This is a genomic window from Stenotrophomonas sp. STEN018 (genome assembly GCF_056760235.1).
In genome coordinates, this window is sequence record NZ_JBRREK010000010.1 from 45,684 (window position 1) to 71,433 (window position 25,750).

Below are 25,750 nucleotides of genomic sequence, written 5' to 3' on the forward strand. Positions count from 1 at the left end.
CGGGAACCTATCCCCATGAGTCGCCCCTTTGAAGCCGTCAGACGAGAACTCGCGGGTAATATTCGCGAGTTGCGTCTTGCTGAGGGGCTCTCCCAGGAAAGGCTGGCTCTTGAAGCGGGCATCGACCGCACGTACATCAGTCAAATCGAGCGCTCAGTCGGAAATCCATCGCTGTTGGTGTTATGCAAGCTTGCTGACAGGCTTGGCGCGGATGTGGCGACCCTGATGACTGCCCTCGCCCCCAAAAAAGCCCCCGCCCTGGTAAAGGCGAAGTCGGTCAAAGATTGATCGGTAGCGGATGTAAGGTCTTATGAGGAGGTCGCTGTCGTTATCGGATAGCCGCCCCCGACCTCCATCAAACCGAGCTACCACCAGATTATCGCGCCAACACGGCAACCACATCGATCCGACAAACACCATAAGTAATCGCTCCCACAGCCGATGGCACGGTCTTAGTTTGATCGCACCGTGGCGACAGCTTTAGCAACAGCGCTGCTCAGCGTGGCCGTCCGTTGCTTGAATATCGAATCCGCGAACTGGCATTTACCATCCAGAAGATAGTCATGCCCCGCCGATGGCGCTTGGTCGTACTGATTTGGGACACCATCCTCCGGTGGCGCGGCCACGCTAACATTGGAAGCTGAAGCGGAACACCTGTTGCCCGCCTTGGGCCACAACGTCAAAGCAGCGCGAAGTTTTTGCAATGGAAAAAAGCAGTTCGTCATAGCATCCTTGGAGCCAGCGCTTGCGCCAGTGACGGCCTGACACCGCCGCGCTGCACCCCACCGGCCCGCCCATACAGGGCGGGCCTTGCTATTCCAACCCTGATCAACCATGCCCATCAAAAAGTCTGACCTCTATTCCTCCCTCTGGGCCAGCTGTGACGAGCTGCGCGGCGGCATGGAGCCGTCCGAGTACAAGGACTACGTCCTGTTCATGCTGTTCATCAAGTACGTCAGCGACAAGTACGCCGGCGACGATCTGGCGCCGCTGGTGATCCCGGCCGGGGCCAGCTTTGCCGACATGGTGGCCTTCAAGGGCAAGCCGGACATCGGCGAGCGCATCAACACCCGGGTCATCCAGCCGCTGGTCGAAGCCAACAGCAGCAGCCTGTCACTCAGCGACTTCCCCGACTTCGACGACCCCAAGAAACTGGGCGAAGGCAAGGAACGCCAGGACAAGCTGACCAACCTGGTCGCCATCTTCGAAGACCCGGCGCTGGATTTTTCCGAAAACCGCGCCGAGCACGACGACATCCTTGGCGATGCCTACGAATACCTGATGCGCCACTTCGCCCAGGATTCGGGCAAAAGCAAAGGCCAGTTCTACACCCCGGCCGAAGTCAGCCGCACCATCGCCCAGCTGATCGGCATCGGCCCGCACAACACCAACCGCCAGACCACCGCCTATGACCCGACTTGCGGGTCAGGGTCGCTGCTGCTGAAGGTGGCCGCCGAAGCGGGCAAGCCCATCACCCTCTACGGGCAGGAAATCTCGGCCACCACCGCCGGCCTTGCGCGCATGAACATGATCCTGCACGACTTCCCGGATGCGTCCGTGCAGTCGGGCAACACCCTGGCCGATCCCAAGTTCAAGGACGGCGAGCGGCTCGGGACCTTCGACTACGTGGTTGCCAACCCGCCGTTCTCGGACAAGGCCTGGAGCAGCGGCCTCACTCCGGATGCCGATCCCTTCCAGCGCTTCGCCTGGGGCGTGCCGCCGGCCAAGCAGGGCGACTACGCCTATCTGCTGCACATCCTCCGCAGCCTCAAGGCCAGCGGCAAAGGCGCCTGCATCCTGCCGCACGGTGTGCTGTTCCGCGGCAATGCGGAAGCCCAGATCCGCCGCCAGCTGGTCGATAGCGGCTACCTGACCGGCATCGTCGGCCTGCCGGCCAACCTGTTCTACGGCACCGGCATTCCCGCCTGCATCCTGCTGCTGGACAAGGACAACGCCAGCGCCCGCCGCGGCATCTTCATGATCGATGCCAGCAAGGGTTTCCTAAAGGACGGCGCCAAGAACCGCCTGCGCGAGCAGGACATCCACCGCATTGTCGACACCTACAACAAGGCGCAGCACGTGCCCGGCTATGCGCGCATGGTCGGCTTCGACGAGATCCGAGACGCCAGGAACGACTACAACCTCAACCTGCCGCGCTATATCGACAGCAGCGCCGCCGAAGACCTGCAGGACATCGAAGGCCATTTGCTCGGCGGTATTCCGCAGCGCGACGTGGACGCACTGGCGACCTACTGGGCCAGCATGCCAGCCCTGCGCGAGGCCCTGTTCGAGGCTGCGGGCCGCCCCGACTACCTGCAATTGAAGCTGCCGCAAGCCGAGGTGAAGCAAGCCATCCTTGGCCACGCCGAGTTCCGCGCATTCCAGGCCATGGTGGCCAAGCTGCATGCCGACTGGGAAAAAGCCATCCGGCCCCAGCTGATCGGCTTCGGCCAGGGCGGCCAGCCCACGCAGTTCATCCACGAGGTTTCCGAAAGCCTGCTGGCCGCCTATGCCAAGGCGCCGCTGCTCAATGCCTACACCATCTATCAGCACCTGATGGACTACTGGGCGCAGACGATGCAGGACGATGCCTACCTGCTGTCTGCCGATGGCTGGACGGCCGAGCCCGCGCGCATCATCGAGACCAACAAGAAGGGCCAGCGCAAGGACAAGGGCTGGACCTGCGACCTGGTGCCCAAGCCACTGGTCGTGGCGCGTTACTTCGCTGCCGAACAGCAGGCGCTTGATGCCGCCAGCGCCACGCTGGACAGTGCCGGCAGCGCGCTGGAAGCACTGGAAGAAGAGCACGGCGGCGAGGACATGGCCTTTACCGGGTTCGACCGTATCACCGCCGCACAGGTGAAAGACCGCATCCGCGAAATCGGTAAGGACAGCGAAGCCGCCGAGGAGCTCGCAGTGCTGAAGCAGTGGCTGGCACTGACCGAAGAAGTGGCCGCACTGAAAAAGCAGCTCAAGGCACTGGACGCCGAACTCGACGCCAAGGCGCTGGCCAAGTACCCGCAGCTATCAGTGGCCGACATCCAGGCCCTGGTGGTGGATGACAAATGGCTGGCCACGCTGTCTGCCGCCGTGCAGGGCGAGGTGGAGCACGTATCGCAGGCGCTGACCCGGCGGGTGAAGGAACTGGCCGAACGCTACGGCGTGCCCTTGCCACAACTGGCAGGACAGGTGAAAGAACTGGAAAGCAAGGTGGCCGGGCATCTGGCAAAGATGGGGTTTGCGTGGAACTGAAGGCCGGCTACAAGCAGACCGAGGTTGGTGTGATTCCTGTGGATTGGGAGGTGCGAGGGGTCGCTGATTTTTCAAAAATAATTACCGGACCATTTGGCACGTTGCTAAAAGCTAGCGAGTACACGAGCGGAGATGGCGTTCCCCAAATTTCAGTTGGAGAAATCGGAGATGGCTATTTTCGAGTGAACGAACATACGTCGCGAATTCCAGAGCATGTTGTAAAGAGGTTGCCGCAATATTTGCTCCGTGTCGGGGATGTGGTTTTTGGCCGAAAAGGAGCAGTGGAGCGATCAGCGCTAGTGACAAAAAGCGAGAGCGGATGGTTTCTTGGCTCGGACGGAATAAGTGTTCGCCCAACGGATAATTGCCACCCTCCATACTTGGCCGCGCAATTCAGAAGTAGAGCAGTTAAGACCTGGCTTCTGAACAACGCGGTCGGCACAACCATGCCCTCTTTGAATCAGGGTGTACTGGGGCGAGTGCGAGTTCCTTTCGCACCTGCAGCCGAACAATCCGCCATAGCCACCGCTCTCAATGACGTGGATGCGCTGCTGGCTGCGCAGGATGCGCTGATCGCCAAGAAGCACGCCATCAAGCAAGGTGCGATGCAGGAGCTGCTCACCGGCAAGCGCCGCCTGCCGGGGTTCAGTGGGGAGTGGGAGGTGAAGCAGCTGCATACGGTATTGCGATTCCAAGTTGGGTTCCCTTTCAGTTCTTCGTATTTCAACAGAGCTGGGGATGGGGTTCGTTTGGTGAAGAACCGTGATTTGAAAGCTGACGACCAAGTTTTTCACTACAGCGGCGGGGTTGGTGCAGATTTTTTAGTGAAAAATGGCGATGTCTTGATTGGCATGGATGGAGATTTCTTGCCATGCCTCTGGGACAAGGGCGAGGCTTTGCTCAATCAGCGGGTCGGGCGAATAGTCCCGTCGAGACATCTGGATCTGACTTATGCCTACTACCGTTTGCAAGAGCCATTGAAAGCCATCGAGGCGATCACATCGAGCACTACGGTCAAGCACTTGTCACACGGAGATCTTGAAGAAATTGAACTTCCTCTGCCGCGAGTTGAGGAACAAGCCGCCATTGCGAGGGTGTTGAGCGACATAGACGCCGAACTCACCGCCCTCGAAACCCAACGCGCCAAAACCACCCAGCTCAAGCAAGGCATGATGCAGGCACTGCTGACCGGCCGGATCCGGTTGGTTTAAATCAAGGACGACAGGGGGAGTCCACCACATGAAAATTTCGACCATTCTCGATCACATCGACAACGGCCATATGGCCCTGCCGGAATTCCAGCGAGGCTACGTCTGGAATGGCGATCAGGTCCGCGGATTGTTCGATTCCATGTACAAGCGCCACCCGGTGGGTGGGCTGCTGGTCTGGGCCACTGAATCAACGGGCGCCACCCATCGCGGTGACGGCGCGCTGGCACCGGGCATCGTCAAGCTGTTGCTCGACGGCCAGCAGCGCATGACCTCGCTGTACGGCGTGATTCGCGGCAAGCCACCCAAGTTCTTCGACGGCAAGGCCAAGGCCTTCACCGGGCTGCAATTCCATCTGGAAACGGAGACCTTCGAGTTCTATCAGCCGGCCAAGATGAAGGACAACCCGCTGTGGGTGGATGTGTCCGAGCTGATGAAGGGCGGCACCGATGGCCTGGGGGCCTATATCAGCAAGCTGTCCACGCCTGAATTGGCTCCCAGGATTGGCGACTACGTGGCACGCCTGAGCCGCGTGCTCGGCATTGCCGAGATTGACCTGCATATCGAGGAAGTTACCGGCGCGGACAAGTCGCTCGACGTGGTGGTGGATATCTTCAATCGCGTCAACAGTGGCGGCACCAAGTTGTCCAAGGGCGATCTTGCCCTGGCCAAGATCTGCGCCGACTGGCCAACCGGGCGCGACGAGATGAAGAAGAAGCTGAAGGAGTGGCACAACAGCGGCTACGACTTCAGCCTGGACTGGCTGCTGCGCTCGGTGAATACCGTACTGACCGGAGAGGCAAAGTTCCTGTACCTGCACGAACATGGACCAAAGGACGTAGAAGACGCCCTAAAGCGTGCCTCCAAGCAGATCGATGCCTGCCTGAACATGATTGCCGACCGGCTCGGCCTGGATCACGACCGGGTGCTGTTCTCCCGCGGTGGTTTCCCGGTGATGGCGCGCTACCTCGACCAACGCCAGCAGAAGAAGCTCGGGCCGCCGAACGAGAAAGAGCGCGACAAACTGCTGTTCTGGTATTTCCAGTCCGGCATGTGGGGCCGGTTCTCCGGTTCGGTCGAGTCCTTCATCGACCAGGATCTGGGTGTAATCGAAGAAGGTGATCTGGATCGCCTGCTGGAGCAACTGCGCCTGTGGCACGGCGGGCTTCGTGCCGAGCCAGCCCATTTCACCGGCTGGAGCCTGGGGGCCCGTTTCTATCCCGTGCTGTACATGCTGACCCGGGTGGGCGAAGCGCGCGACTGGGGATCGGGCATCGGCCTCAAGGCCAACATGCACGGCAAGATGAGCAAGCTGGAAGTGCACCACATCTTCCCCAAGGCGCAGTTGTACAAGCGCAAGTTCAAGAAATCCGAAGTCAACGCACTGGCCAACTACTGCTTCCTGACCAAGGACGCCAATCTCGACATCAGTGACACGCTTCCGGAGATCTATTTCCCGAAGATCGAGCAGGCGCATCCCGGTGCATTGGCCTCGCAGTGGATCCCGATGGATCCCGAGCTGTGGAAGATCGAGAACTACAGAGAGTTTATGGAGGCGCGCAAGGTTTTGCTCGCGGCCGAATTGAACAAGCGCTTGGAAGACCTGTTGCACGGCGATACGCGCTGGCTGTCCGGGGCTGTCGCGCCAATCGTCAGTACCGTCATTGGCAACGGTGTGGAAAGCGAGACGGAAGAGGCCGAACTGGAAGCGCTCAATGATTGGGTCGTGGATCAGGGCTTGCCAAGAGGCATGATTGATTACGACTACGCAGATCCCCAGAGCGGTGAACAGATTGCGGTGTTCGATCTGGCATGGCCAACCGGGCTGCAGGAAGAGTTGAGCCAGCCGGTGGTTGTGCTTCTCAACCAGGAAGCGGCTGTCATAACGCTTGCCAGCCAGGCCGGATACCGTTGCTTCACGGATGTCGCTGCATTCCGCAGGTACGTGGAAGCGGAGATCCTGTCGGAGGCCGCCGATGCATAACCGCCCACGTGCCGAACGCACCACCCAGAACCGTGTGGCCAGGCTGTTCACTGACCCCTCGCGTGCGGACTGCCTGGGCTACGACAACCTGGGCGACTGGAGCAAACGCGAGGGCAATCGTAATATCGAGCCGGAGTACCTCAGCGCCAACCTGAAACGGCGCGGCTACACCGATGCGCAGGTATCGGCGGCGTTGCGCCAGCTGCAAGCCACCTCGGAGATCCGCGGCAACACCCTGTACGACGCCAACTTCAAGACCTATGGCCTGCTGCGCTATGGCGCCGACGTGCAGACCGCACTGGGCGAGCAGACCCGGAAGGTCCACTTCATCGACTGGGCCAACCCGGACAACAACGATTTCGCGCTGGCCGAGGAAGTCACCCTGCGTGGAGGTTTCGAGCGCCGCCCGGACATGGCGCTGTACATCAACGGCATCGCCATGGCGGTGATCGAGCTCAAGCGTGGCGGCAAAGATAAGGCCGAAGGCATCCGCCAGCTGATCAGCAACCAGGAGCCTGCCTTCAACCAGGCGTTCTTCAGCACCGTGCAACTGCTTTTGGCCGGCAACGATGCACAAGGGCTGTACTACGGCACCGTGGGTAGCCCGGAAGCGTTCTATGTGCAGTGGAAGGACGAGGCCGGCCTGGCCGCTGGCGAGGCCGGCGTGCTGCTGGACCGGCCGCTGGCGCAGATGCTGGACAAGGCGCGGCTGCTGGATTTCCTCTACCACTTCGTGATCTTCGACGCAGGCATCAAGAAGGTGCCGAGGCAGCACCAGTACGCCGGCATCAAGGCCGCGCAGGATCGCACCCGCAGACGCGAAGGCGGGGTGATCTGGCATACCCAGGGCAGCGGCAAGAGCATCCTGATGGTGTTGCTGGCCAAATGGCTGCTGGAGGACGACGCCAATGCCCGCATCCTGGTCATCACCGACCGCGAGGAGCTGGATGACCAGATCACCAAGGTATTGAAGAACTCCGGGCTGGACTCCACCCGAGTGGGCTCACGCGCTGACCTGGTGGACAAATTGGGCGCAACCACGCCACGGTTGTTGTGCGCGCTGATCCACAAGTTCGACACCAGCGACCTCACCGCCCTACCGCCGCACGCGCACGGGCGCTTCTACGTATTCGTGGACGAAGCCCACCGCACCCAGGGCGGCGACATGAACAAGCAGATGAAGCGCTGGCTGGGCGATGCGATCTTCATCGGTTTTACCGGCACACCGTTGCTGCGCAAGGACAAGAAGACCACGCAAGACGTATTTGGCACCCCCATCCACACCTACAAGTTCCCCGAGGCGGTGGCCGACAAGGTGGTGCTGGATTTGAAGTATGAAGCCCGAGAGGTACCGCAGGCCCTTGGCAACCAGAAGAAGATCGAGGAGTACTTCGCCAACAAGACCAAGTACCTCAACAACTTCCAGAAGGCGGCACTGCGCAAGCGCTGGGCCACGATGGAAGAGCTGCTCAGCTCGGGCGAGCGCAAGGACCGCATCATCCGCAGCATCCTGGAGGACTTCGACACGCGCCGCCGCCTGAACGACGGGCGTGGCACTGCGATCCTGGTGGCCGACGAGATCTACGACGCCTGCCACTATTTCCGGCTGTTCCAGAACACCAGTTTTGGCCGGCATGTCGGCATCATCACCTCCTTCGAGCCAGACAAGACCCAGTATTCGAAGGAGCCAGCGGGCAGCGACTACCGCTACAAGTACGACACCTACCGGGATTGGGTGCTCAAGGATTTCGACAGCACCGACAAGTACGAGGCGGAGATGAAGCGGCGCTTCAAGGATGAGCCGGCCAACTGCAGGCTGCTGATCGTGGTCAGCAAGCTGTTGACCGGCTTTGACGCGCCCAGTTGCTCCTACATCTACCTGGACCGCAACCTGCGCGACCACGACCTGTTCCAGGCGATCTGCCGTACCAACCGCCTGGATGGCGATGACAAGGACTACGGTTACATCGTCGATTTCAAGGAGCTTTTCGGCAAGGTGCAGGAGGCCATTTCGGTCTACAGCTCCGACCAGCTGGTGGTGGATGGAACGGACGGGCAAGACGGCAATATCACCCTGAAGGACTGGATCAGCGAAGGCGTGAAGAAGCTGGAGGAGAGCCGCGAGGCGCTGTTGCACCTGTGCGAGCCGGTGCTGGCGCCGCGTGAGCTGGAGCAGTTCATCGCCTACTTCTGCGGCGAAGCACAGGACGCCGAGGCGCTGGAACAGGCCGAACCGCTGCGTATTTCCTTCTACAAACTGGTGACGGCTTTCGTGCGGGCCTGGGCGGACATTGGCAGCGAGTTGTCGAACGCCGGCTACGACGAGGCCACGATTGCCCGGCTGGAGCGGGAGGTGGCCTTCTACGCCGAGATGCGCGCGACCATCAAGAACCATTCCGGCGAGGAGTTCGACATCAAGCCCTTCGAGGGCGATATGCGCGATCTGCTCAACCGCTACGTGCGCGCCGATGAAGCCCGTGAACTGGGTGACATGGGCGACCTGTCGCTGCTGGACCTGATCGTCAAGAGCGGCATCCACGACGCCATCGCGCAGAAGCTCAATGCCAAGGGCAGCAGCAACAAGGCGGTGGCCGAGGGCATCATCAACAACATGCGCAGGGCCATCATCCAGGAGCGGCTGACCGATCCGCGTTTCTTCAAGGAGATGTCTAGCCTGCTGGACGAGCTGATCAAGCAGTCGCGCGCCGACGCGGAAAGCTACGCGGAGTTCCTGAGGCAGGCCGAAGCACTGGCCAGGAAGCTGGCGACGCATGCAGCCGGTGGCGAACTGGTGCCCGAAGCGTTGCATGACAAGCCCGAGGCCGCCCTTATCTACCGCAACCTACCGGATATCCTGGCCAGGCCCGTCGATGCCACGCACGTTGCCGATGATGCTCCGCTGCACGGCAGCGAGCTGATCGGCATGGCGGTGAGGATCGACGCGGTCATGCGCACGGATGTACCGGCCGGCTGGAAGGGGGACGCGATCAAGGAACGTGCCGTGCAGCGCGCCCTGCTTGCGGTGGTTGACGGCAACCGTGAGGCCATGATCAAACTGTACGAGCTGGTCAAAAATCAGGCTGGCTACCGTTGATGGACACCTTCCTGCTGGGCGACATCGAAATCGCGGTGACGCGCAAGGACGTCAAGAACGTACACCTGGCCGTGCATCCGCCAGAAGGCCGGGTCACGCTTGTCGCACCCATGCGCTCGCGCCTGGACGTGCTTCGGGCCTATGCCATCACCCGGCTGGGCTGGATCCGGAAACAGCAGGCCGGGTTCCGCGCGCAGGCCCGCGAGGCGCCGCGCCGCCATGTCACCCGCGAGAGCCATAGCTTGTGGGGGCGCCGCTATCTGCTCGATGTGCAGGTCGTCGATGCCAAACCCGGTGTCCGCCTCGATCACAAGCGCATCACGCTCAGTGTTCGCCCCGGCACCGACGAGACGAAGCGCGCCGAAGTGATGCACGCTTGGCACAAGGCGCAGCTGCATGCCGTGCTGCCCGATCTGATCAAGGCCTGGGAGCCCCGGCTTGGCGTCAAGGTGCATGGCTACTACCTGCAACGCATGAAGACCCGCTGGGGCAGCTGCAACCATGCCCGCGGCCATATCCGCCTGAACACGGAGCTGGTGAAAAAGCCGCGGCACCTGCTTGAGTATGTGGTGGTCCACGAGATGGCACACCTTATCGCGCCAACCCACGACGAACGCTTTATCGCAATGCTTGATGAACACTTCCCGCGATGGCGGGAAGCACGGGCTGAGCTCAATAGTCTTCCGCTTTCTGCGTAGTGATGAGGGCATCGGTACGGCCAGATGAAGCAAGTACCTGACCCCGATGCACCAAGGAGCCCACTGAACGGAACGCCGTCATCGCGGGTACTTTCGCTAGCGCCACCAACCTTTGCGGGTATTTTTGAGGGTACGAAATTAATTAATCCAAGAAAAACGCATTAATAACAAATAGATATGCACCTTGTTCAGGTGCGCCCACCTCCACCATATAAAGGTACCGAAAGGTATCGGCAACACGAAAAACCCCTGAGAAATCAGGGGTTTTTCTTTGCGCGATGCCCAGCAAATTCACGCGCCACTCTTGACAGCCGTCAGCAAGTGACCGCACGAGCGTATCTGCCAACGTACCCGCGCCGCGGTGCCAGAGGACCATATAAAAACTATGTTTGGTCCGAATTACCCAGGAGTCAGGCGATGCGTTACTCATCTCAAGTCAAGCCGATCAGCTACCTCAAGGCCAATGCCGCCGAGGTCCTGACGCAGCTCGCTGAGCAGCGCCAGCCGCTGGTGATCACCCAGAACGGCGAGGCTAAAGCCGTCCTCCAAGATGTCGCCAGCTTCGAAGAGACGCAGGAAACACTGGCCTTGTTAAAGATCCTCGCATTGGGCACTCAGAACGTTGGCGCTGGCAAAGTCAAGCACGTGGCCGACGTCGTCGCTCGCCTTCGCACAAAGCGCGCAACCGACTGATGCCTGCTGCATACGTTCTACTCACCCAGGGGGCTGAGCAAGACCTGGAGTCCATCCACGACTACATCTCGGACTCCGACTGTGTAGCCAACGCCGTGCTGGATGCACTGACGGACGTTGTTGATGGCCTTTCCAGGTTTCCAGAGCGCGGTAGCTACACGAAGGAGTTGGCCGGACTTGGTATCAAGAAGTTTCGCCAGACTTTCTTCAAGCCTTACCGGGCGATTTACCGCATCGCTGGCGACCAGGTCATCATCCATCTGATAGCTGACGGCCGTCGTGACATGCAAATCCATCCTTGCCCGTCGCCTGCTTGGTGCTTGAGTCTCGATGCCCAGCTTCGGCTCGCGCTCGTTCCAATTGAGACACTCATTTCTGAGCTGCCCTTCCATAGCGACAAGGATCTTGTCAGATAAATCCTAGTCTCAATAAGGCAAATCCCTCATTGATGTAGTGCTATCCCCGACAGCAACATTGCAGACTGCTGGCTGTCCGCCATCGCGCCGGGTGCTGTATGGACTACGACAAGTTACGGGATAGCTTCGACGTTCTCGCGCAGCAGGTCGTGCAGGACGCCACCTCGCTCGGCGAATACGAGCGCAAGCAGAAACTGCTGGAGATGCATCAGCTTGTCGACAGGATCGTCGAGGTGGTGCCGGACGATGATGAGCAGGCCAGCATCCTGTGCCGGCTGGAAGCCCTGGTCTACCGTGCCAACAGCGCCATCAATGCCGCCGAGCAGCTTGAAAACCTCAGGAAGAAGTCCGCATTGGCCTATGGCTGGTCATTGCAGGAGGACTGAGCATCAATCCGATCGACAGGGAATTGCCCTGACGGCATTTACCCGGTCGCAGCGCGCGCTGCAGACATCCGCAAGCCGACCACTACGCATCCAGGCTTCAACTCCGGCACCATAGCCATCAAGGCGGCCTGCAGGCAGCCACTGGATGCAGCACGGTCAGCTCGACCTTGCCGCCATACCCACCGTCATGGATAACGGCAATGGCAGCCCAACGCAGCTCGCAGCATTCCCCTCCTCGGCTGATCAAAGCCATCGCAAGCGTATTGCTGGCGGCCTGTGCGGCTTGGCCAGCATTCGTCAGCGCAGCGGAAGAGCCCGCACGACAAGCCACCACACCCAAGCTTGAAGGTAGCCAGCTCACGATGCTGGACGCCGCATTGGCAGGCCTGCCAGCCCAGCGCCCCGGCGTGACCGATATCTACGTACTCGGCGTGGCCGGTGATGCCGATGAAGATGTGTTTCCCAATGAAGTGGCCTACCTGCAGGAGCTGTCGGCCAAACGCTGGGGCGCCGAAGGCCGCATGATCAGCTTGGTCAATCAGCCAGCCTTAGGCCAAGGCGGAGCAACGCCGGTCCTGGCTACCGCCGACAGCATCAGTCACGCATTGCACGGGCTAGGGCAAAAACTGGACCCCAACGAGGACGTGCTGTTCCTCTACCTGACCAGCCACGGCCTGCATGACAACAGCGTCTACCTGCACACCGGCCGCAACCAGGAAGACTATCTGGCGCCGGCGCAGCTTGCGCAGATGCTGGACGACGCGCGTATCGGCAATGCAGTGGTCGTGGTCTCGGCCTGTTTCTCAGGCGCTTTCGCGTCTGCACTGCGGTCTCCGCAGCGGATGGTGATCACTGCCGCACGCAAGGACCGTCCGTCCTTTGGCTGCGGCAATACCGATAGCGCCACCTGGTTTGGTCGCGCCTTCCTGATCGAGGCCTTGAACACGACCAATGACTTCGCCCGGGCTTACACGCTGGCCGCTGGCAACGTGCGGCGCCGCGAGAAAGAGCAAGGTGAACTTCCTTCCGAGCCGCAGTTCCAGAACGGCAAGACGGTAGCCGCGGTGCTGGGACAGTGGCGCGCAGGCTTGCCGGAGGTGCCCGTCGTGCTCTACCCCTTCGTCTACCAGCGCCCATCCGGGGCCAAGACCGTCACCCCCAAAGGCAAACCAGCCACCAGTAATCGCAAGGGCTGAATCCGGTCCGGGAACCGCCAGATGAAGCCTGACGCCAACCCCATTCAGGATGGCGAGCGCCGCCGCCCGGCTTCTGCGAAAATATGTCATGACTGACTTCTCTTCCCTGCCGCTGTCGCCGGCACTCGCTCCTGGCATCGACGCGCTGGGCTATACCTCGATGACCCCTGTACAGGCGCTGGCCCTGCCGCCGATCCTGGAGGGCCGCGACGTAATCGCGCAGGCCCCGACCGGCAGCGGCAAGACTGCCGCCTTCGGCCTGGGCCTGCTCAACCGGCTCGACCTGTCGATCAGCCGCACCCAGGCGCTGGTACTGTGCCCTACCCGCGAACTGGCCGACCAGGTCGGCAAGCAGCTGCGCAAGCTGGCCACCGGCATCCCAAACCTGAAGCTGCTGATCCTCACCGGCGGCATGCCGCTGGGCCCGCAGTTGGCCTCGCTGGAAGCACATGACCCGCAGGTCGTGGTCGGCACCCCCGGCCGCGTACAGGAACTGGCGCGCAAGCGCGCACTAAACCTGGGTCAGGTCCGCACCTTCGTGCTGGACGAAGCCGACCGCATGCTCGACATGGGTTTTGAAGAACCCATCCGCGAAATCGCCGGCCGTACCCACAAGGAGCGCCAGAGCCTGCTGTTCTCGGCCACCTTCCCGGAAGCGATCCGCGAACTGGCGCGCGCCCTGCTCAACGAGCCGGTGGAAGTGACCATCGATGGCCAGGCCGAAGCACCGGCTATCCAGCAGCTGTTCTTCGAAACTGAGCCGGCCAACCGCCAGAAGGCACTCGGTGGTCTGTTGCTGAAGTACACGCCGGAATCGGCCGTGGTGTTCTGCAATACCCGCAAGGACGTGGACGAAGTGGCCAACTCGCTGCGCCAGTTCGGCTTCTCCGCGCTGGCCCTGCACGGTGACATGGAACAGCGCGACCGCGACGAAGTGCTGATGCAGTTCTCCAACCGCAGCTGCAACGTGCTGGTCGCCAGTGACGTGGCCGCACGCGGTCTGGACGTGGAAGACCTGGCTGCGGTGGTCAACTACGAGCTGCCGACCGACATCGACACCTACCAGCACCGCGTTGGCCGTACTGGCCGTGCCGGTCGCAATGGTCTGTCGTTGAGCCTGGTTGCAGGCCGCGAGCGCAGCCGTGCCGATGCGCTGGAAGCGCAGCAGGGCAAGCCGCTGAACTGGCAGAAGACCCCGCTGGCAACCGCGCGTCCGGCAGAACTGCCGCAGGCAGCAATGACCACCCTGCGCATCGATGGCGGCAAGACCGACAAGCTGCGCGCTGGCGACATCCTCGGCGCACTGACCGGTGATGCAGGGCTGTCGGCCAAGGCGATCGGCAAGATCGACATCTTCCCCACCCGCTCCTATGTGGCTATTGCCCGTGAGCAGGTTGGCAAGGCCTTGGCACGGCTGGAAGCCGGCAAGATCAAGGGCAAGCGTTTCCGCGTACGCAAGATGTAAGCAGGTGCCGGCCCAGCCCGGCGCTTGCACGCACACATGTCTACCCGGCCCGACTCCGGCACTTCCAGTTCTACTGGAGACACGCATGCCACGGCATTCCCGTGGCGTGCAGTAGGTGCCGGCTGGCTGTTGCTGAGCCTGGTCACCTTGCCCGCGGTGCAGCTGACCGGGCCTGCGGCAGGCAGCACGACACTGGCCTCACTGGCTCGCTCGCTGCTGTTCCTGCTCGGTATTTACAGCCCCTGGCTTCTGGCAACACCTGGTCTTTGGCAGCTGTGCGCACGCTGGCCGCTGGGCATGGGTGGCGACACCAAGGCGGCGAGCAAGCTGCTGGCCGCCGGGATCTGCATCATTCCGGCGCTGTCGCTGGTTGGCTGGCTGTTCGGCTACCACCTCTCACAACTGGCGCCGCCCCGCGCGCTGCCGGACAACTGGCCGCACGCGGTTATCGCCACAGGCTTGTTTGCGCTGCCCACCTATATCGGCGTAATCAGCATCGGCCAGACACTGGCCTATATCCGCCGCTATCGCCGCCGTGGCGAACTGCTGGCACAGGCGCGCGAACAAGCCTTGCGGGCACGGCTGAATCACCATTTCCTGTTCAACGCACTCAATGCGATTGGCGCACTGGGTTACCGCGATGCCGAGCGCGCTGACGCTGCGTTGGCGCAGCTGGGTGAGTTGTTACGCAATCTGCTGCAGAGCGAGCCCTTCGTCGCCCTGCGCGAGGAAGTGGCGCAGGCCATGGCCTTCGTCGAACTGCAGCAACTGCTGCAGCAACAGCCCGTACAGGTGCAGCTGCAGGCCAGCGCCGATGCATGGGATGCGCGCGTACCCAGCCTGCTGTTGCAGCCATTGATGGAAAACGCCGTGCGCTTCGCCAGCGCCGCGGGTATGGACGACGCCACGATCAGCATGCAGTTCGAGTCGCGCGATGATCAGCTTTGCCTGCAGATCCGCAACCCGCTTGGCGACGCCGCAGCCGGCATGGGCATTGGCCTGCAAGCCAGCCGCGAACGCCTGCAGGCGATCTACGGCGAACGCGCCACGCTTCAAGCGCAGCGCGACGGCGCGCACTACCAGATAAGCATCCAGCTGCCACTGGTCAGCAGCGAGCAGGCCGCATGATCCGCACCCTTCTGATCGACGACGTGGCCTTGGCCCGCGACAAACTGCGCCATCTATTGAGCGCGCACCCAGACATCCAGATAGTCGGCGAGGCGTCCAGCATCGCCCAGGCCCGCACGTTGCTCGCAGCAGCACAGGTCGAACTGTTGTTATTGGATATCCAGCTTCCCGATGAAGATGGCCTGCAGCTCGCGCGCAGCCTGCCCGCGCCTGCACCAGCCATCGTCTTCACCACCGCCCACGCCGAGCACGCGCTGGCTTCCTACGAGCTCGGCGCCATCGACTATCTGCCCAAGCCACTGGATGCGAGTCGGCTCGCTATTGCGCTGGACCGACTACGTCGGCATCTATCACGCGAAGTCGTCAATCCGCTGGCACCACTTTGCATCCGCAATGGCAGCCGCAGTGACTACGTGTCACCGACCGACATCGACTACATCGACAGCGCTGGCCACTATGCCTGCCTGCATGTCGGCAAGCAGGTGCACCTGTTGCGCGAGAGCATCGGCCGGCTCGCCGCGCAGCTGGCGCCAGCCGGCTTCGTACAGGTGCAGCGCGCGGTAATCGTCAATTGCACACGGGTGCGCAGCCTGCTGCCTCGACGCAATGGCGACGCGACGCTGGAACTACTCGATGGCACCCAGCTGCCATTGAGCCGGATTTATCGCGAAGCGTTCGAAGCAAAGATGGGCAAAGCCGGCTGATACGCGCACGGCTCACGCCAAGCCTGGCACTACCTGCACCATTGCTGGCGTCCACCTGTTCCATTGCATTTCCTGCAGCGGCAACATCGCAGGCCGCTCATCGCTCACAACACCCATGCTCAAGCATCTAGTGCTTCCGCTGCTGCTCAGCTGCAGCTCCCTCGCCCTCGCCGCCGAACTGCGCGTACATCCCGTGGACGGTCCAGCCGATCAGCCGGTACAGATCAGCGTTGCCGGGCTGCTGCCAAGCCAAGCCGTGAAGCTGCAGCTTTCCATGCAGGACAGCAGCGGCAACCGCTGGCTTGCACACGCCAACTACCGTGCCGATCACAACGGCATCGCCGATACCGCCACTGCTGGCGCCGAGGCCGGCAGCTACGCGGGTGTCGATGCGATGGGATTGTTCTGGTCGATGCGGCCGGAATCGGGCAAGGGCCGACCCACGCCACTGCCCATGCGCAACGAAGCCGACGGCCTGCGCCATGCGCCAGCAACGATGCAATTGGAGGCTTTCGTCGATGGCAAACGGATCGGTGATCAGACATTACTACGGCGGATCAACGCGGCCGACGTCATTGCCACGCCATTGCAACTGCACGGCGTGGTGGGAAATCTCTATCACCCTGCAGGAGCCCTGGACGATGGCCGCCGACATCCTGTCGTGATCACCCTGGGCGGCGCCGAAGGCGGCATCGATACCGCGAATCTGTATGCCGCCTGGTTGGCGTCCAACGGTTTCGTCGCCGTGGCTGTTGCCTATTACCGGATGCCCGGGCTACCCAAGGATCTGATCCGCGTACCGATCGACCCGGTCAGCAGCACGGTCGACTGGCTGCGTACCCAATCCTTTGCTGGCAAGGTCGGCGTGATGGGCGGCTCCTGGGGCGGCATCGTGGCGATGGCGACAGCAGCACATGATCCACGTCTGCAGGCGGCGGTGTCGTGGGTGGGCAGTCCCGCGCCGTTCCGTGGCATCCGCCGTGATGTGCCGCCGGCGGATTTCCGTGCCGTGGATGAGCCCGCTTTGAGTGTTGGCGGCCGCGATCTGCCCTTCCTGCCTTACGTGGAACAACTGAACTGGAATCACCCCGGCCCACACGCTGCAGCATTGGAGCAGGCGATGCTGCCGATCGAACGCATCAACGGCCCACTGCTGCTGGTCGCTGGCGGCGACGATCAACTCGGCGTCTCCGGCGAGATGGCGGCGCTGGCGATGCAGCGCCTGCAGAAGCGCAGCGAACCGCAGCCCGACGTACTGCTCTATTACTCGGACGCCGGCCACCTGATCACTCCCTTCCTGCAACCCACCACCTTCCGAAGCGACACCGGCCCTTACATCCCGGTCGGCGGCACCGCCGAAGGCTATGCACGCGCCGACCGGGAAAGCGGCCCCGCAGTGCTGGCATTCCTGCGGCAGGCGCTGAGCGAAGGGGAAATCCGGCTGACCCGCTGAGTCTGCTTCAGGCAGCGCGAGCGCGCAGCGTCACCCGGAATGCCGCAGCAACAACCGCTACGCTGGCCGCAACAAACAGCGCCAGCGCGGCGGCCTCACCCATGCCGCGATGGATCAGCAGCAGGTACACGCCAATGCAGGTCGCCATAGCAAACAACGGCCAGGCAACATGTCGAAATACGCGCCAGAGCAACACCACACTCAACAGCCAGCCACAGGCAAACGCCACCGGGTCCAAGGCCGGCGAGAATTCATACACATTGCAGATGACGAACCAGGCGCTCCAGCCGAGCATCGCCAGCAGCAACGCCAATCCACCCAGCCACCGCGCGGCGCGCATCAGGCAAACACCGCCACGCTCTGGCGGCCGCGCATCACCACCCGGCCCTGCTCATCCCATACCTGCATGTCCTGCGACGAATAGCCATCACGCGCATGCTGGCTGAAAGAGCGCAGCAGGAACCATTCGCCCTGCGGTGCAGGTTCAAGCAGCTCCACGTTCCAGGTGATGGAGCTGATCGGCGCAGGCGCACTGAAGCTGGTGAACGCTGCCGGCGGCATCGCATCGCCCATCGCGATCAAGGCTACTGCCGGATCAACCTGACCAGCGTCGCGATGGCGAATCCAGGTCAGCAGCTCCGGCACTTCCGCAGCGGACACCGGCTTCGCACCACCGGCAGGACGCATCTGGAAGTTCTGGGTAAAGGCCGGTGCGAAAGGCATCGCCGCCATATCGAAATCACGGTATGCGGCGTGCCCCTTGGCCGGCAGTTCGCCGGCGAAATCATGCGCAATCGCGCTTTCGCGGGCGCGGCCGAACACCAGCGACAAGCGTGCCGCCAAGGCATCGTCGGAGTACACGTCAACACCGACATTCACCACCGACTTGCCCTCACGCAGCACCGCCGGCACGAAGCGCAGCAGGCCCGCCGCAGGGCCGATGAAGGTCACCTGCATCGAGCGCAGCGGCGGCAGCTGTTCTGCATGGCTCTGCATCGCCGCGGCCACACCCAGCGCACTGAGCACGCCGCCGTAAGCGGTACGCCCCTGGCGCCAACTGTCAGGGAGCAGCAGCCCTTGTTCAACATCGAAGGAAGACAGCAGCTCGCTCAACGTCGGCATTCGGAACTCCGCGGATTAGGGATGGATCAGGTGCTCAGTAAACCAGTGTAGCGGTCAGCGGCAAACCATCCGGCCAGCGCTCACGGCCACCCAGGCCATCCAGCTCGACCAGCACCGCCCCGCCGACCACCTGCGCCTCAAGCTGCGCAGCCAGCTGCAAGGCGGCAAGCAAGGTGCCGCCAGTAGCCAGCACGTCATCGACCAGCAGCACGCGCGCGCCCGGCGGCGTTGCGCCGACACTGACCTCGATACGATCGGTGCCGTATTCCAGCGCGTATTCCTGTTTCAGGGTCGCACCCGGCAGCTTGCCCGGCTTGCGCACAGGTACGAAGCCCACGCCCAGCTCCAGGGCCAATGCGGTGCCAAGAATGAAACCGCGCGCCTCCACACCGAGTACCGCATGCAGGCCAGCATCGCGCCAGGGCTCGGCCATGGCCTGGACGGCGGCACGGAAGCAGGCGCCATCACCCAGCAGCGGGATGATGTCCTTGAACAGGATGCCGGGCTTGGGGAAGTCGGCGATGTCGCGGATCGGGCGCGACCATTCGGGGTAGGCAGAGGTGGTCATATCAGTCATTCAAGAAGAAAGTGCTCAGGAGCTGCACGACAGCATCGAGCAGCCGGCGCGGTCGCGCGCCCATTCTGGGCGCTTGCCGGCAAATGCCTCGCGCCCGGGCTGTTCGTCGTAAGGATGCCGCATCACGCCCAGCAAGTCCGTGATTCCAGCCAGATCGCCTTGTTCGGCACGGTCGATGGCCTGCTGCGCCAGCCAGTTGCGTAACACGTACTTGGGGTTGGCGGCCTGCATGGAATCACGGCGCTGTTGCGGCGGCTGCCCAGCGGCCCGCACGCGTGCCGCGTAGCGCTGCAGCCACTCGGTCAACGCCGGCAGCACCTGTTCGCGCGCTGTCGGCGAGTAGAAGGCCTGCTCCAGCGGGGCTATCTCCGGCGCGTTGACATCAATGGCCGCCAAGGCGCGGAACGCCAGCGTCATGTCCATTTCGCCTTCCTGCAGCAGTTGCTGGAACTGCGCCATCAGCTCGGCGTCGCCGTCGCGGAATTCGCCCAGGCCGAGCTTGGCGACCAGATGCGCGCGCGCTTCAGCTTCGTAGCGTTCACGGAAGCCATCCAATCCAGCCTGCAGCGGCGCCACCTCGGCAAACAACGGCGACAGCGCCTGCGCCAGCCGCACCAGATTCCAATACGCCACCTGCATCTGCGTGCCAAAGCGGTAGCGGCGGCCCTGTGCGTCGGTAGTGTTCGGCGTCCAGTCCGGATCGTAGTCCTCGACCCAGCCGTAAGGGCCGTAATCCAGGGTCAAACCAAGAATGGACATGTTGTCGGTATTCATTACCCCGTGCACGAAGCCGACCCGCATCCACTGCGCCACCATCACCGCGGTGCGGGTGCAGACCTGCGCGAACCAGTCGGCGTACAGCGCCTCGCCACTGCCCTGCAGTTCAGGGAAATCGCGCACGATGCAGAAGTCGACCAGTTGCCGCAGCAGCGCAACATCGCCGCGCGCCGACGGCAGCTCAAATGTGCCGAAGCGGATGAACGAAGGCGCGACCCGGCACACCACGGCGCCGGGCTCGGCCTGCGGATGGCCGTCGTAGAACATGTCGCGCATCACCGTGTCACCGGTGCCGACCAAGCTCAATGCACGGGTGGTAGGCACGCCAAGATGATGCATGGCTTCGGAGCACAGGAACTCACGCAGTGAAGAACGCAGCACCGCGCGGCCATCGGCTCCGCGCGAGTACGGGGTCGGACCAGCACCTTTGAGCTGCAGCTCCCAGCGCTTGCCGTCAGCCAGCAACTCGCCCAAGGAGATGGCGCGGCCATCGCCGAGCTGCCCGGCCCAGTTGCCAAACTGATGGCCGCCGTAGTTGGCCGCCCACGGCTGCATGCCCGCAAACAAGGCGTTGCCACCGAATACCTCGGCAAATTCCGGGCTGGCAACGGTTGCTGCGTCAAAGCCAAGCAGGTCCGCGACCTCGGCCGAATGCGCCAACAAGCGCGGCGCGGCAACCGGCGTCGGCATTACTGCTGACCATGCGGCGCCCAGCACCTCGCGGCGGCGCGCGCCGGTTTCGGGGTCGCCGGGCAGCTCGCGCTGGAAGCGGTTATCAAAATGCGGGGACGTGTCGTTCATCGTCTCAACGTGGGGGCTGACGGCCGTTGCCGCAAGCTCGGCCCGCCGTACTCAGCGAGCGCCGCCGATAAGATCCAAGGTACCGCCACGCTGCTCGGCCCGCTGATAGGCAGGTCGCTCGACGATACGTGCCAGGAAGGCCTGCAGTTTCGGGTAGTCGATCATCGGACCGGCGCGGACTGCCGCCGCCTGGATCGGGAAACTCATCTGGATATCGGCCGCGCTGAAATGCTCTCCGGCGAACCAGGTGGATTGGGTCAGGGCCTGCTCCATCCAGTTAAGGTGCAGACGCAGCTGCGGGCTGATGAAACTCTTCATCACCTTGTCGACGATGCTGCGGGCAATCGGCTTGGCGAAGAATGGCAATGGCGCCTTGCGTACTTTCGCGAACACCAGGCTCATCACCAGCGGCGGCATCGCCGAGCCTTCGGCGTAGTGCATCCAATAGTGATATTGCAGGCGCTCTGGCGCCTCCACCGGCAGAGGCTGCGGTGACAGGCTGCGCTGCAGGTCGTAACGGTCGGCCAGGTATTCGAGGATGGCCCCGGATTCGGCCAGGATCAGCGTGCCATCCTGCAGTACCGGCGACTTGCCCAGCGGATGCACCTTGCGCAGTTCCGGCGGCGCCAGCCAGGTCTTGGGGTCACGCTTGTAACTGACCAGCTCGTAGTCCAGGCCAAGCTCTTCCAGCATCCACAGCACGCGCTGCGAACGCGATTGTTCCAGGTGGTGCACCGTGATCATCACCGGCTCCGTGCAATCGAAATCGAAAGCGCATCCTAACCAAGGCCAGCAGAACCCAGCATCACTCCGCCACGACGTCGCGTTGAAGAAAACACAAACAAAAACGCCGGAAGCTTTCGCTTCCGGCGTTCCAAGCAACCTTACGGTAGCAAGGGGTCGATTAGACCGCCTGCACCTGGTCAGCCTGCATACCCTTCTGGCCCTGCACGGCGACGAAAGTCACCTTCTGGCCTTCCTGCAGCGACTTGAAGCCGTTGCCCTGGATGGCGCGGAAATGCACGAACAGGTCCGGGCCGCTTTCCGGGGTGATGAAGCCGAAGCCCTTAGCGTCGTTGAACCACTTGACAGTGCCGGTCTGACGATCAGACATGTACTAACTCCTGAAACATAAGTTGAAATAATCGCGGCCACCGGGTATCGGGGCCGAGACTGAGTTGCAGGCGTTGGTAAAGCGGATCGATGAGCCGATCAAGAAGATCAACTGCATCAGGCCACGATTCACGGTGACCCTTGCAAGCACAGTGGGATGGACGATACGCCGCTTTGTTCCAAAAAGCGATATTTACCGTATTCAGAAATTCAATATGGTTCAGTTCGGCCATTAAGTTGCTGAAATCAGTCAATTTTCCGGCGATAGCCCGATGACAGCAAAGTCGGCAAATCCAATAGACTGCGCGGCATGAGCCCTGAAGACACCGTTTCCGCCACCCGTTCTGCCACCCGGATCTGGGTCGATGCCGATGCCTGCCCGGTGGTGATCAAGGAAATCCTGTTCCGTGCCGCCGAACGGGCCAAGGTCGAAACCGTACTGGTCGCCAACCAATGGCTGCGCACCCCGTCCTCGCGCTTCATCCGTGCCATGCAGGTGCCGGGCGGGCCGGATGTTGCCGACGACGCCATCGCCGAGCGGGTGAACGCAGGTGATCTGGTCGTCACCGAGGACATTCCACTGGCAGCACGCGTGCTGGAGAAAAAGGCCGTCGCACTGAACCCGCGCGGCGAGCTCTATACCGCCAATACCATTGCCGAGCGGCTGTCGGTGCGTAATTTCATGGAAGAACTGCGCGGTGCCGGCGTTCAGACCGGCGGCCCGGCCACCTTGCATGCACGTGACCGCCAGGCCTTTGCGGCACAACTGGACCGCTGGCTGGCACAGCGGCGCTGAAACTCAGAGCAGCTCACGTGCACTGCGGAACTCCCGCTTTTCGCCATTGAGCGGGTCTACGAACGCCAAACGCCGTGCCAACAACTGCAGCGGCTGCCGATAGTCATCCGGCGCGCGTTCAAGCACCTGCGGGTAGAAATCGTCGCCGATGATCGGCGCGCCCAACGCCGCCATATGCACGCGCAGCTGGTGCTTGCGCCCACTCACCGGCTCCAGCGCATAGCGCCAGACATCACCACGCCGCTCGATGACATCCACCCGGCTCAGCGCATTGGCCTCGCCCGCCAGCTCAGCCATGCGGAAAAACGGCTCGCCACGGCCAATGCGGCTACTGCGCTGCAGCGGGAACTCCAGCGTTGGCAAGGCCGGGGCCAAGGCCTCGTAGCCCTTGTCGATGCGGCGCTCGGCAAACAGCCGTTGATACGAGGCACGCGTCTCCGGGTTGCAGGAGAACAACACCAGCCCTGCGGTGCCGCGATCAATCCGGTGCAACGGCACCAGCTCGCGATTGCCAGTGCTGGCGATCAGCCGCGCGAGCAGGGTCTGGCGCACGAAGCGTCCGGCCGGGGTGACCGGCAGGAAATGCGGCTTGTCGGCCACCAGCAGGTGCTCGTCCTGATGCAGTATCTGTTCGGCAAAGGGCACTTCCGGCTCGTCGGCGACCTCGCGGAAGTACTGGATCTCCTGCCCTGCCCGCCACGGCTGCGCCGGCAACAGCGGCTGGCCATCGCTGCCCAGCACCCGCCCGCGCGCAAACCGGTCCAGCCATTGCGCCTGGCTTATCGCCGGGAACCGCGCGCACAAACCCTCCAACAGGCTGGCCCATGGGCCTGGCGCGAGTTGCAGACGGCTGGGCAGATCATGATCAGGCACGTTGAGACGGGTCCGGTGCGGGGCCAGGCATTATGATGGGCGGTCTTTGTACCCGGTATTCCAATGGCCCTCACCGCCACCATCCGCAAGGCCGAGCTGCAGATCAGCGACATGGACCGCGGCTACTACGCGACCCATAACCTGACCCTGGCCCAGCATCCCTCCGAAACCGACGAGCGCCTGATGGTGCGCCTGCTCGCCTTCGCCCTCAATGCCGAGGACCGGCTGGAATTCGGCAAGGGCCTGAGCAGCGAAGACGAACCGGACCTGTGGCAGCTGGACTACACCGGCGATATCGAGCAGTGGATCGATCTGGGCCACCCGGACGAATCGCGCGTGCGCAAGGCCTGCAACCGCAGCCGCCGCGTGCAGATCGTCAACTACGGCGGCAATGCCTCCGACATCTGGTGGCAGAAGCAGAGCAAGCACCTGACCCGCTTCAACAACCTGTCGGTGGTCGATCTGCCGTCTGCGTTCGTCGAACGCTGGGGTGAACTGGTGCAACGGGCAATGCGCTTCAGCGTGCTGATCCAGGATGGCGAGGTGCAGATCCTCAATGATCAGATCCAGCTGGATGTGATCCCGGTCTGGCGCAAGCGTCCGGCGGAGTAAGCAGTAGTGGCAGACAAGCTAATCCGCTGCGACGTACTGGTGATCGGCGCAGGCGCGGCCGGGCTGATGTGTGCGCTCACCGCCGGCCAGCGCGGCCGTATCGTGCAGGTGATCGATCATGCCAACAAGGTTGGCAAGAAGATCCTGATGTCCGGCGGTGGCCGCTGCAACTTCACCAATACCGGCACCACCGCAGCAAACTTCATTTCAAACAACCCGCATTTCTGCAAATCGGCACTGGCGCGTTACACGCCGGCCGATTTCATCGAGATGGTCGAACGCCACGGCATCGCCTATCACGAGAAGGAACTGGGCCAGCTGTTCTGCGATATCTCGTCCAAGCAGATCGTAAAGATGCTGCTGGACGAATGTTCCGACGCTGGCGTGCAGATCCGCACCGATTGCGGCGTGCAGCAGATCGAGCGTGGCGCCGATGGCTTCCACGTACGCACCGCGCAGGGGCAATTCCACAGCGCCTCGGTGGTGATCGCAACCGGCGGCCTGTCGATCCCCAGCATGGGCGCCAGCGGCTTCGGTTACGAGGTGGCGCGCAACTTCGGCCATGAGCTGCTGCCGACCCGCGCCGGCCTGGTTCCGCTGACCCTGAGCGGCACCCACCAGCAGCGCTTTGCCGAGCTCAGCGGCGTCGCCCTGCCGGTGGAGGCACGTTGCAACGGCCAGAGCTTCCGCAACTTCATGCTGATCACTCACCGCGGCGTCAGTGGCCCGGCGATCCTGCAGATTTCCTCGTATTGGCAGCCCGGCAATGACCTGAGGCTGGACCTGCTGCCCGATCACGATGCAGCTGAATGGCTGCGGCAGATGAAGCGCGAGCGCGGCGCCTCCGAGCTGCGCACCGTGCTGTCCGACGTCATGCCGCGGCGGCTGGCCCTGCGCCTGTGCGAGCAATGGCTGAAGGACAAGCCAATGCGGCAGATGGACGAGCCCGAACTCAAAGCCGCCGCCAGCCTGTTGTCCGACTTCCCGCTGGTGGCCAGCGGCACCGAGGGCTACCGCACCGCCGAGGTCACCCTGGGCGGCGTGGATACGCGCAAGGTGTCCTCATCGACGATGGAGTCGCAGCTGGTGCCCGGCCTGCACTTTGTCGGCGAAGTACTGGACGTGACCGGCTGGCTGGGCGGCTACAACTTCCAATGGGCCTGGGCCTCTGGCCGCGCCGCCGGCATGGCCGTCTAAGCGGATTCATCAAACGGATCCATCGAATCATTGAGACCGTCCCACAATCGGGTGACGCACCGGCCGATATGCACTGCGGCCGGTGGCGACAACGTCTTGAAGCCGGCCTTGAGACTACACTCACGTGTGTACGTCACAGGCAAGCGATCTGCGCATAGACGCCAGCGCCGTGCATCGTGTATTAAACCCCGTCCCCCGGGAGTCC

General features: G+C 62.6%; 25 protein-coding genes. 17 read left to right on the top strand and 8 right to left on the bottom strand.

Translation table 11 applies throughout. The features are described 5' to 3' along the window. Positions 1–15 precede the first annotated feature (15 nt). From ACVOMB_RS05880 to ACVOMB_RS05905, 6 genes are all read left to right on the top strand, one after another. Entirely contained in the window at positions 16–288 is a 273-nt protein-coding gene (locus ACVOMB_RS05880) for a helix-turn-helix domain-containing protein (RefSeq protein WP_481530327.1), read from the top strand. A 546-nt stretch (positions 289–834) separates the two neighbouring features. Further along, on the top strand, positions 835–3,252 hold the full coding sequence (locus tag ACVOMB_RS05885) for a type I restriction-modification system subunit M (RefSeq protein WP_481530328.1): 2,418 nt from the start codon (positions 835–837) through the stop codon (positions 3,250–3,252). Further along, complete coding sequence (locus tag ACVOMB_RS05890; protein ID WP_481530329.1) at positions 3,243–4,463, top strand: restriction endonuclease subunit S; 1,221 nt, start codon at positions 3,243–3,245, stop codon at positions 4,461–4,463. Before ACVOMB_RS05885 ends, ACVOMB_RS05890 begins: the two co-directional genes overlap by 10 nt. 28 nt (positions 4,464–4,491) lie before the next feature. After that, a complete protein-coding gene (locus ACVOMB_RS05895; protein ID WP_481530330.1) occupies positions 4,492–6,444 on the top strand; it encodes a GmrSD restriction endonuclease domain-containing protein in 1,953 nt (650 codons plus the stop codon). After that, complete coding sequence (locus ACVOMB_RS05900; protein WP_481530331.1) at positions 6,437–9,538, top strand: type I restriction endonuclease subunit R; 3,102 nt, start codon at positions 6,437–6,439, stop codon at positions 9,536–9,538. Before ACVOMB_RS05895 ends, ACVOMB_RS05900 begins: the two co-directional genes overlap by 8 nt. Next, complete coding sequence (locus tag ACVOMB_RS05905) at positions 9,538–10,236, top strand: M48 family metallopeptidase (protein WP_481530332.1); 699 nt, start codon at positions 9,538–9,540, stop codon at positions 10,234–10,236. The genes ACVOMB_RS05900 and ACVOMB_RS05905 overlap by 1 nt, the downstream gene beginning before the upstream one ends. Before the next feature lie 142 nt (positions 10,237–10,378). Here the strand turns inward: ACVOMB_RS05905 and ACVOMB_RS05910 are convergent, their stop codons facing one another. Next, on the bottom strand, positions 10,379–10,666 hold the full coding sequence (locus ACVOMB_RS05910; protein WP_481530333.1) for a hypothetical protein: 288 nt from the start codon (positions 10,664–10,666) through the stop codon (positions 10,379–10,381). On the opposite strand from ACVOMB_RS05910, the gene ACVOMB_RS05915 reads away from it, so the two are divergent. The 8 genes from ACVOMB_RS05915 to ACVOMB_RS05950 all read left to right on the top strand — a co-directional run bounded on the left by ACVOMB_RS05915 (position 10,654) and on the right by ACVOMB_RS05950 (position 17,677). Further along, positions 10,654–10,929, top strand: coding sequence for a type II toxin-antitoxin system Phd/YefM family antitoxin (locus ACVOMB_RS05915; protein ID WP_481530334.1), 276 nt, complete (start codon positions 10,654–10,656; stop codon positions 10,927–10,929). The two genes, ACVOMB_RS05910 and ACVOMB_RS05915, sit on opposite strands and share 13 nt — an antisense overlap. Beyond that, positions 10,929–11,345 carry a type II toxin-antitoxin system RelE/ParE family toxin gene (locus ACVOMB_RS05920; protein ID WP_481530335.1) on the top strand — a complete coding sequence of 139 codons (417 nt, stop codon included), beginning with the start codon at positions 10,929–10,931 and terminating at the stop codon, positions 11,343–11,345. Before ACVOMB_RS05915 ends, ACVOMB_RS05920 begins: the two co-directional genes overlap by 1 nt. A 98-nt stretch (positions 11,346–11,443) precedes the next feature. Next, positions 11,444–11,731 (top strand): hypothetical protein, encoded by a 288-nt coding sequence (locus tag ACVOMB_RS05925; protein ID WP_481530336.1) that lies wholly within the window; start codon positions 11,444–11,446, stop codon positions 11,729–11,731. A gap of 200 nt (positions 11,732–11,931) precedes the next feature. Continuing rightward, entirely contained in the window at positions 11,932–12,927 is a 996-nt protein-coding gene (locus tag ACVOMB_RS05930) for a C13 family peptidase (RefSeq protein ID WP_481530337.1), read from the top strand. An 88-nt stretch (positions 12,928–13,015) separates the two neighbouring features. After that, positions 13,016–14,392 (top strand): ATP-dependent RNA helicase DbpA, encoded by a 1,377-nt coding sequence (gene dbpA, locus ACVOMB_RS05935; protein ID WP_481513569.1) that lies wholly within the window; start codon positions 13,016–13,018, stop codon positions 14,390–14,392. A gap of 36 nt (positions 14,393–14,428) precedes the next feature. Continuing rightward, a complete protein-coding gene (locus tag ACVOMB_RS05940; RefSeq protein WP_481530338.1) occupies positions 14,429–15,520 on the top strand; it encodes a sensor histidine kinase in 1,092 nt (363 codons plus the stop codon). Beyond that, positions 15,517–16,224 (top strand): LytR/AlgR family response regulator transcription factor, encoded by a 708-nt coding sequence (locus ACVOMB_RS05945; RefSeq protein ID WP_481530339.1) that lies wholly within the window; start codon positions 15,517–15,519, stop codon positions 16,222–16,224. The genes ACVOMB_RS05940 and ACVOMB_RS05945 overlap by 4 nt, the downstream gene beginning before the upstream one ends. A gap of 115 nt (positions 16,225–16,339) precedes the next feature. Next, the gene (locus ACVOMB_RS05950; RefSeq protein WP_481530340.1) at positions 16,340–17,677 is read left to right on the top strand and encodes an acyl-CoA thioesterase/bile acid-CoA:amino acid N-acyltransferase family protein; all 1,338 of its coding nucleotides are present in this window, start codon (positions 16,340–16,342) and stop codon (positions 17,675–17,677) included. A gap of 7 nt (positions 17,678–17,684) precedes the next feature. Here ACVOMB_RS05950 and ACVOMB_RS05955 read toward each other — a convergent pair whose 3' ends face one another. The 6 genes from ACVOMB_RS05955 to ACVOMB_RS05980 form a co-directional block, all read right to left on the bottom strand. Continuing rightward, the gene (locus tag ACVOMB_RS05955) at positions 17,685–18,017 is read right to left on the bottom strand and encodes a hypothetical protein (RefSeq protein WP_481530341.1); all 333 of its coding nucleotides are present in this window, start codon (positions 18,015–18,017) and stop codon (positions 17,685–17,687) included. Further along, positions 18,017–18,799 carry a thioesterase family protein gene (locus tag ACVOMB_RS05960; RefSeq protein ID WP_481530342.1) on the bottom strand — a complete coding sequence of 261 codons (783 nt, stop codon included), beginning with the start codon at positions 18,797–18,799 and terminating at the stop codon, positions 18,017–18,019. Before ACVOMB_RS05960 ends, ACVOMB_RS05955 begins: the two co-directional genes overlap by 1 nt. Before the next feature lie 34 nt (positions 18,800–18,833). Further along, a complete protein-coding gene (locus tag ACVOMB_RS05965; protein WP_481516195.1) occupies positions 18,834–19,376 on the bottom strand; it encodes an adenine phosphoribosyltransferase in 543 nt (180 codons plus the stop codon). A gap of 15 nt (positions 19,377–19,391) precedes the next feature. After that, complete coding sequence (locus tag ACVOMB_RS05970) at positions 19,392–20,954, bottom strand: protein adenylyltransferase SelO (protein ID WP_481530343.1); 1,563 nt, start codon at positions 20,952–20,954, stop codon at positions 19,392–19,394. A gap of 51 nt (positions 20,955–21,005) precedes the next feature. Further along, the gene (locus ACVOMB_RS05975; protein WP_481530344.1) at positions 21,006–21,698 is read right to left on the bottom strand and encodes a glutathione S-transferase family protein; all 693 of its coding nucleotides are present in this window, start codon (positions 21,696–21,698) and stop codon (positions 21,006–21,008) included. A 160-nt stretch (positions 21,699–21,858) separates the two neighbouring features. Continuing rightward, positions 21,859–22,068, bottom strand: coding sequence for a cold-shock protein (locus ACVOMB_RS05980; RefSeq protein ID WP_054659637.1), 210 nt, complete (start codon positions 22,066–22,068; stop codon positions 21,859–21,861). A 309-nt stretch (positions 22,069–22,377) separates the two neighbouring features. Here ACVOMB_RS05980 and ACVOMB_RS05985 point away from each other — a divergent pair, with 309 nt between their 5' ends. Further along, entirely contained in the window at positions 22,378–22,863 is a 486-nt protein-coding gene (locus ACVOMB_RS05985) for a YaiI/YqxD family protein (protein WP_481530345.1), read from the top strand. A 3-nt stretch (positions 22,864–22,866) separates the two neighbouring features. Here the strand turns inward: ACVOMB_RS05985 and ACVOMB_RS05990 are convergent, their stop codons facing one another. Continuing rightward, positions 22,867–23,736 carry a pseudouridine synthase gene (locus ACVOMB_RS05990; RefSeq protein ID WP_481530346.1) on the bottom strand — a complete coding sequence of 290 codons (870 nt, stop codon included), beginning with the start codon at positions 23,734–23,736 and terminating at the stop codon, positions 22,867–22,869. A gap of 63 nt (positions 23,737–23,799) precedes the next feature. Here ACVOMB_RS05990 and ACVOMB_RS05995 point away from each other — a divergent pair, with 63 nt between their 5' ends. Together ACVOMB_RS05995 and ACVOMB_RS06000 are read left to right on the top strand one after the other, a co-directional pair. Beyond that, positions 23,800–24,348, top strand: coding sequence for a YaeQ family protein (locus ACVOMB_RS05995; RefSeq protein WP_481508481.1), 549 nt, complete (start codon positions 23,800–23,802; stop codon positions 24,346–24,348). Positions 24,349–24,354: 6 nt separating this feature from the next. After that, complete coding sequence (locus ACVOMB_RS06000) at positions 24,355–25,545, top strand: BaiN/RdsA family NAD(P)/FAD-dependent oxidoreductase (protein ID WP_481530347.1); 1,191 nt, start codon at positions 24,355–24,357, stop codon at positions 25,543–25,545. Positions 25,546–25,750: the final 205 nt, after the last annotated feature.

Bases quoted from the DNA above. Each gene is read 5' to 3' on its own strand.
- ACVOMB_RS05965 (WP_481516195.1), bottom strand. From the start codon at position 19,376: ATGACTGATATGACCACCTCTGCCTACCCCGAATGGTCGCGCCCGATC.
- ACVOMB_RS05905 (WP_481530332.1), top strand. From the start codon at position 9,538: ATGGACACCTTCCTGCTGGGCGACATCGAAATCGCGGTGACGCGCAAG.
- ACVOMB_RS05950 (WP_481530340.1), top strand. From the start codon at position 16,340: ATGCTCAAGCATCTAGTGCTTCCGCTGCTGCTCAGCTGCAGCTCCCTC.
- ACVOMB_RS05955 (WP_481530341.1), bottom strand. From the start codon at position 18,017: ATGCGCGCCGCGCGGTGGCTGGGTGGATTGGCGTTGCTGCTGGCGATG.
- ACVOMB_RS05900 (WP_481530331.1), top strand. From the start codon at position 6,437: ATGCATAACCGCCCACGTGCCGAACGCACCACCCAGAACCGTGTGGCC.
- ACVOMB_RS05970 (WP_481530343.1), bottom strand. From the start codon at position 20,954: ATGAACGACACGTCCCCGCATTTTGATAACCGCTTCCAGCGCGAGCTG.
- ACVOMB_RS05980 (WP_054659637.1), bottom strand. From the start codon at position 22,068: ATGTCTGATCGTCAGACCGGCACTGTCAAGTGGTTCAACGACGCTAAG.
- ACVOMB_RS05930 (WP_481530337.1), top strand. From the start codon at position 11,932: ATGGCAGCCCAACGCAGCTCGCAGCATTCCCCTCCTCGGCTGATCAAA.
- ACVOMB_RS05995 (WP_481508481.1), top strand. From the start codon at position 23,800: ATGGCCCTCACCGCCACCATCCGCAAGGCCGAGCTGCAGATCAGCGAC.
- ACVOMB_RS05885 (WP_481530328.1), top strand. From the start codon at position 835: ATGCCCATCAAAAAGTCTGACCTCTATTCCTCCCTCTGGGCCAGCTGT.
- ACVOMB_RS05920 (WP_481530335.1), top strand. From the start codon at position 10,929: ATGCCTGCTGCATACGTTCTACTCACCCAGGGGGCTGAGCAAGACCTG.
- ACVOMB_RS05945 (WP_481530339.1), top strand. From the start codon at position 15,517: ATGATCCGCACCCTTCTGATCGACGACGTGGCCTTGGCCCGCGACAAA.
- ACVOMB_RS05960 (WP_481530342.1), bottom strand. From the start codon at position 18,799: ATGCCGACGTTGAGCGAGCTGCTGTCTTCCTTCGATGTTGAACAAGGG.
- ACVOMB_RS05925 (WP_481530336.1), top strand. From the start codon at position 11,444: ATGGACTACGACAAGTTACGGGATAGCTTCGACGTTCTCGCGCAGCAG.
- ACVOMB_RS05915 (WP_481530334.1), top strand. From the start codon at position 10,654: ATGCGTTACTCATCTCAAGTCAAGCCGATCAGCTACCTCAAGGCCAAT.
- ACVOMB_RS05940 (WP_481530338.1), top strand. From the start codon at position 14,429: ATGTCTACCCGGCCCGACTCCGGCACTTCCAGTTCTACTGGAGACACG.
- ACVOMB_RS05975 (WP_481530344.1), bottom strand. From the start codon at position 21,698: ATGATCACGGTGCACCACCTGGAACAATCGCGTTCGCAGCGCGTGCTG.
- dbpA (WP_481513569.1), top strand. From the start codon at position 13,016: ATGACTGACTTCTCTTCCCTGCCGCTGTCGCCGGCACTCGCTCCTGGC.
- ACVOMB_RS05895 (WP_481530330.1), top strand. From the start codon at position 4,492: ATGAAAATTTCGACCATTCTCGATCACATCGACAACGGCCATATGGCC.
- ACVOMB_RS05880 (WP_481530327.1), top strand. From the start codon at position 16: ATGAGTCGCCCCTTTGAAGCCGTCAGACGAGAACTCGCGGGTAATATT.
- ACVOMB_RS05910 (WP_481530333.1), bottom strand. From the start codon at position 10,666: ATGAGTAACGCATCGCCTGACTCCTGGGTAATTCGGACCAAACATAGT.
- ACVOMB_RS05985 (WP_481530345.1), top strand. From the start codon at position 22,378: ATGAGCCCTGAAGACACCGTTTCCGCCACCCGTTCTGCCACCCGGATC.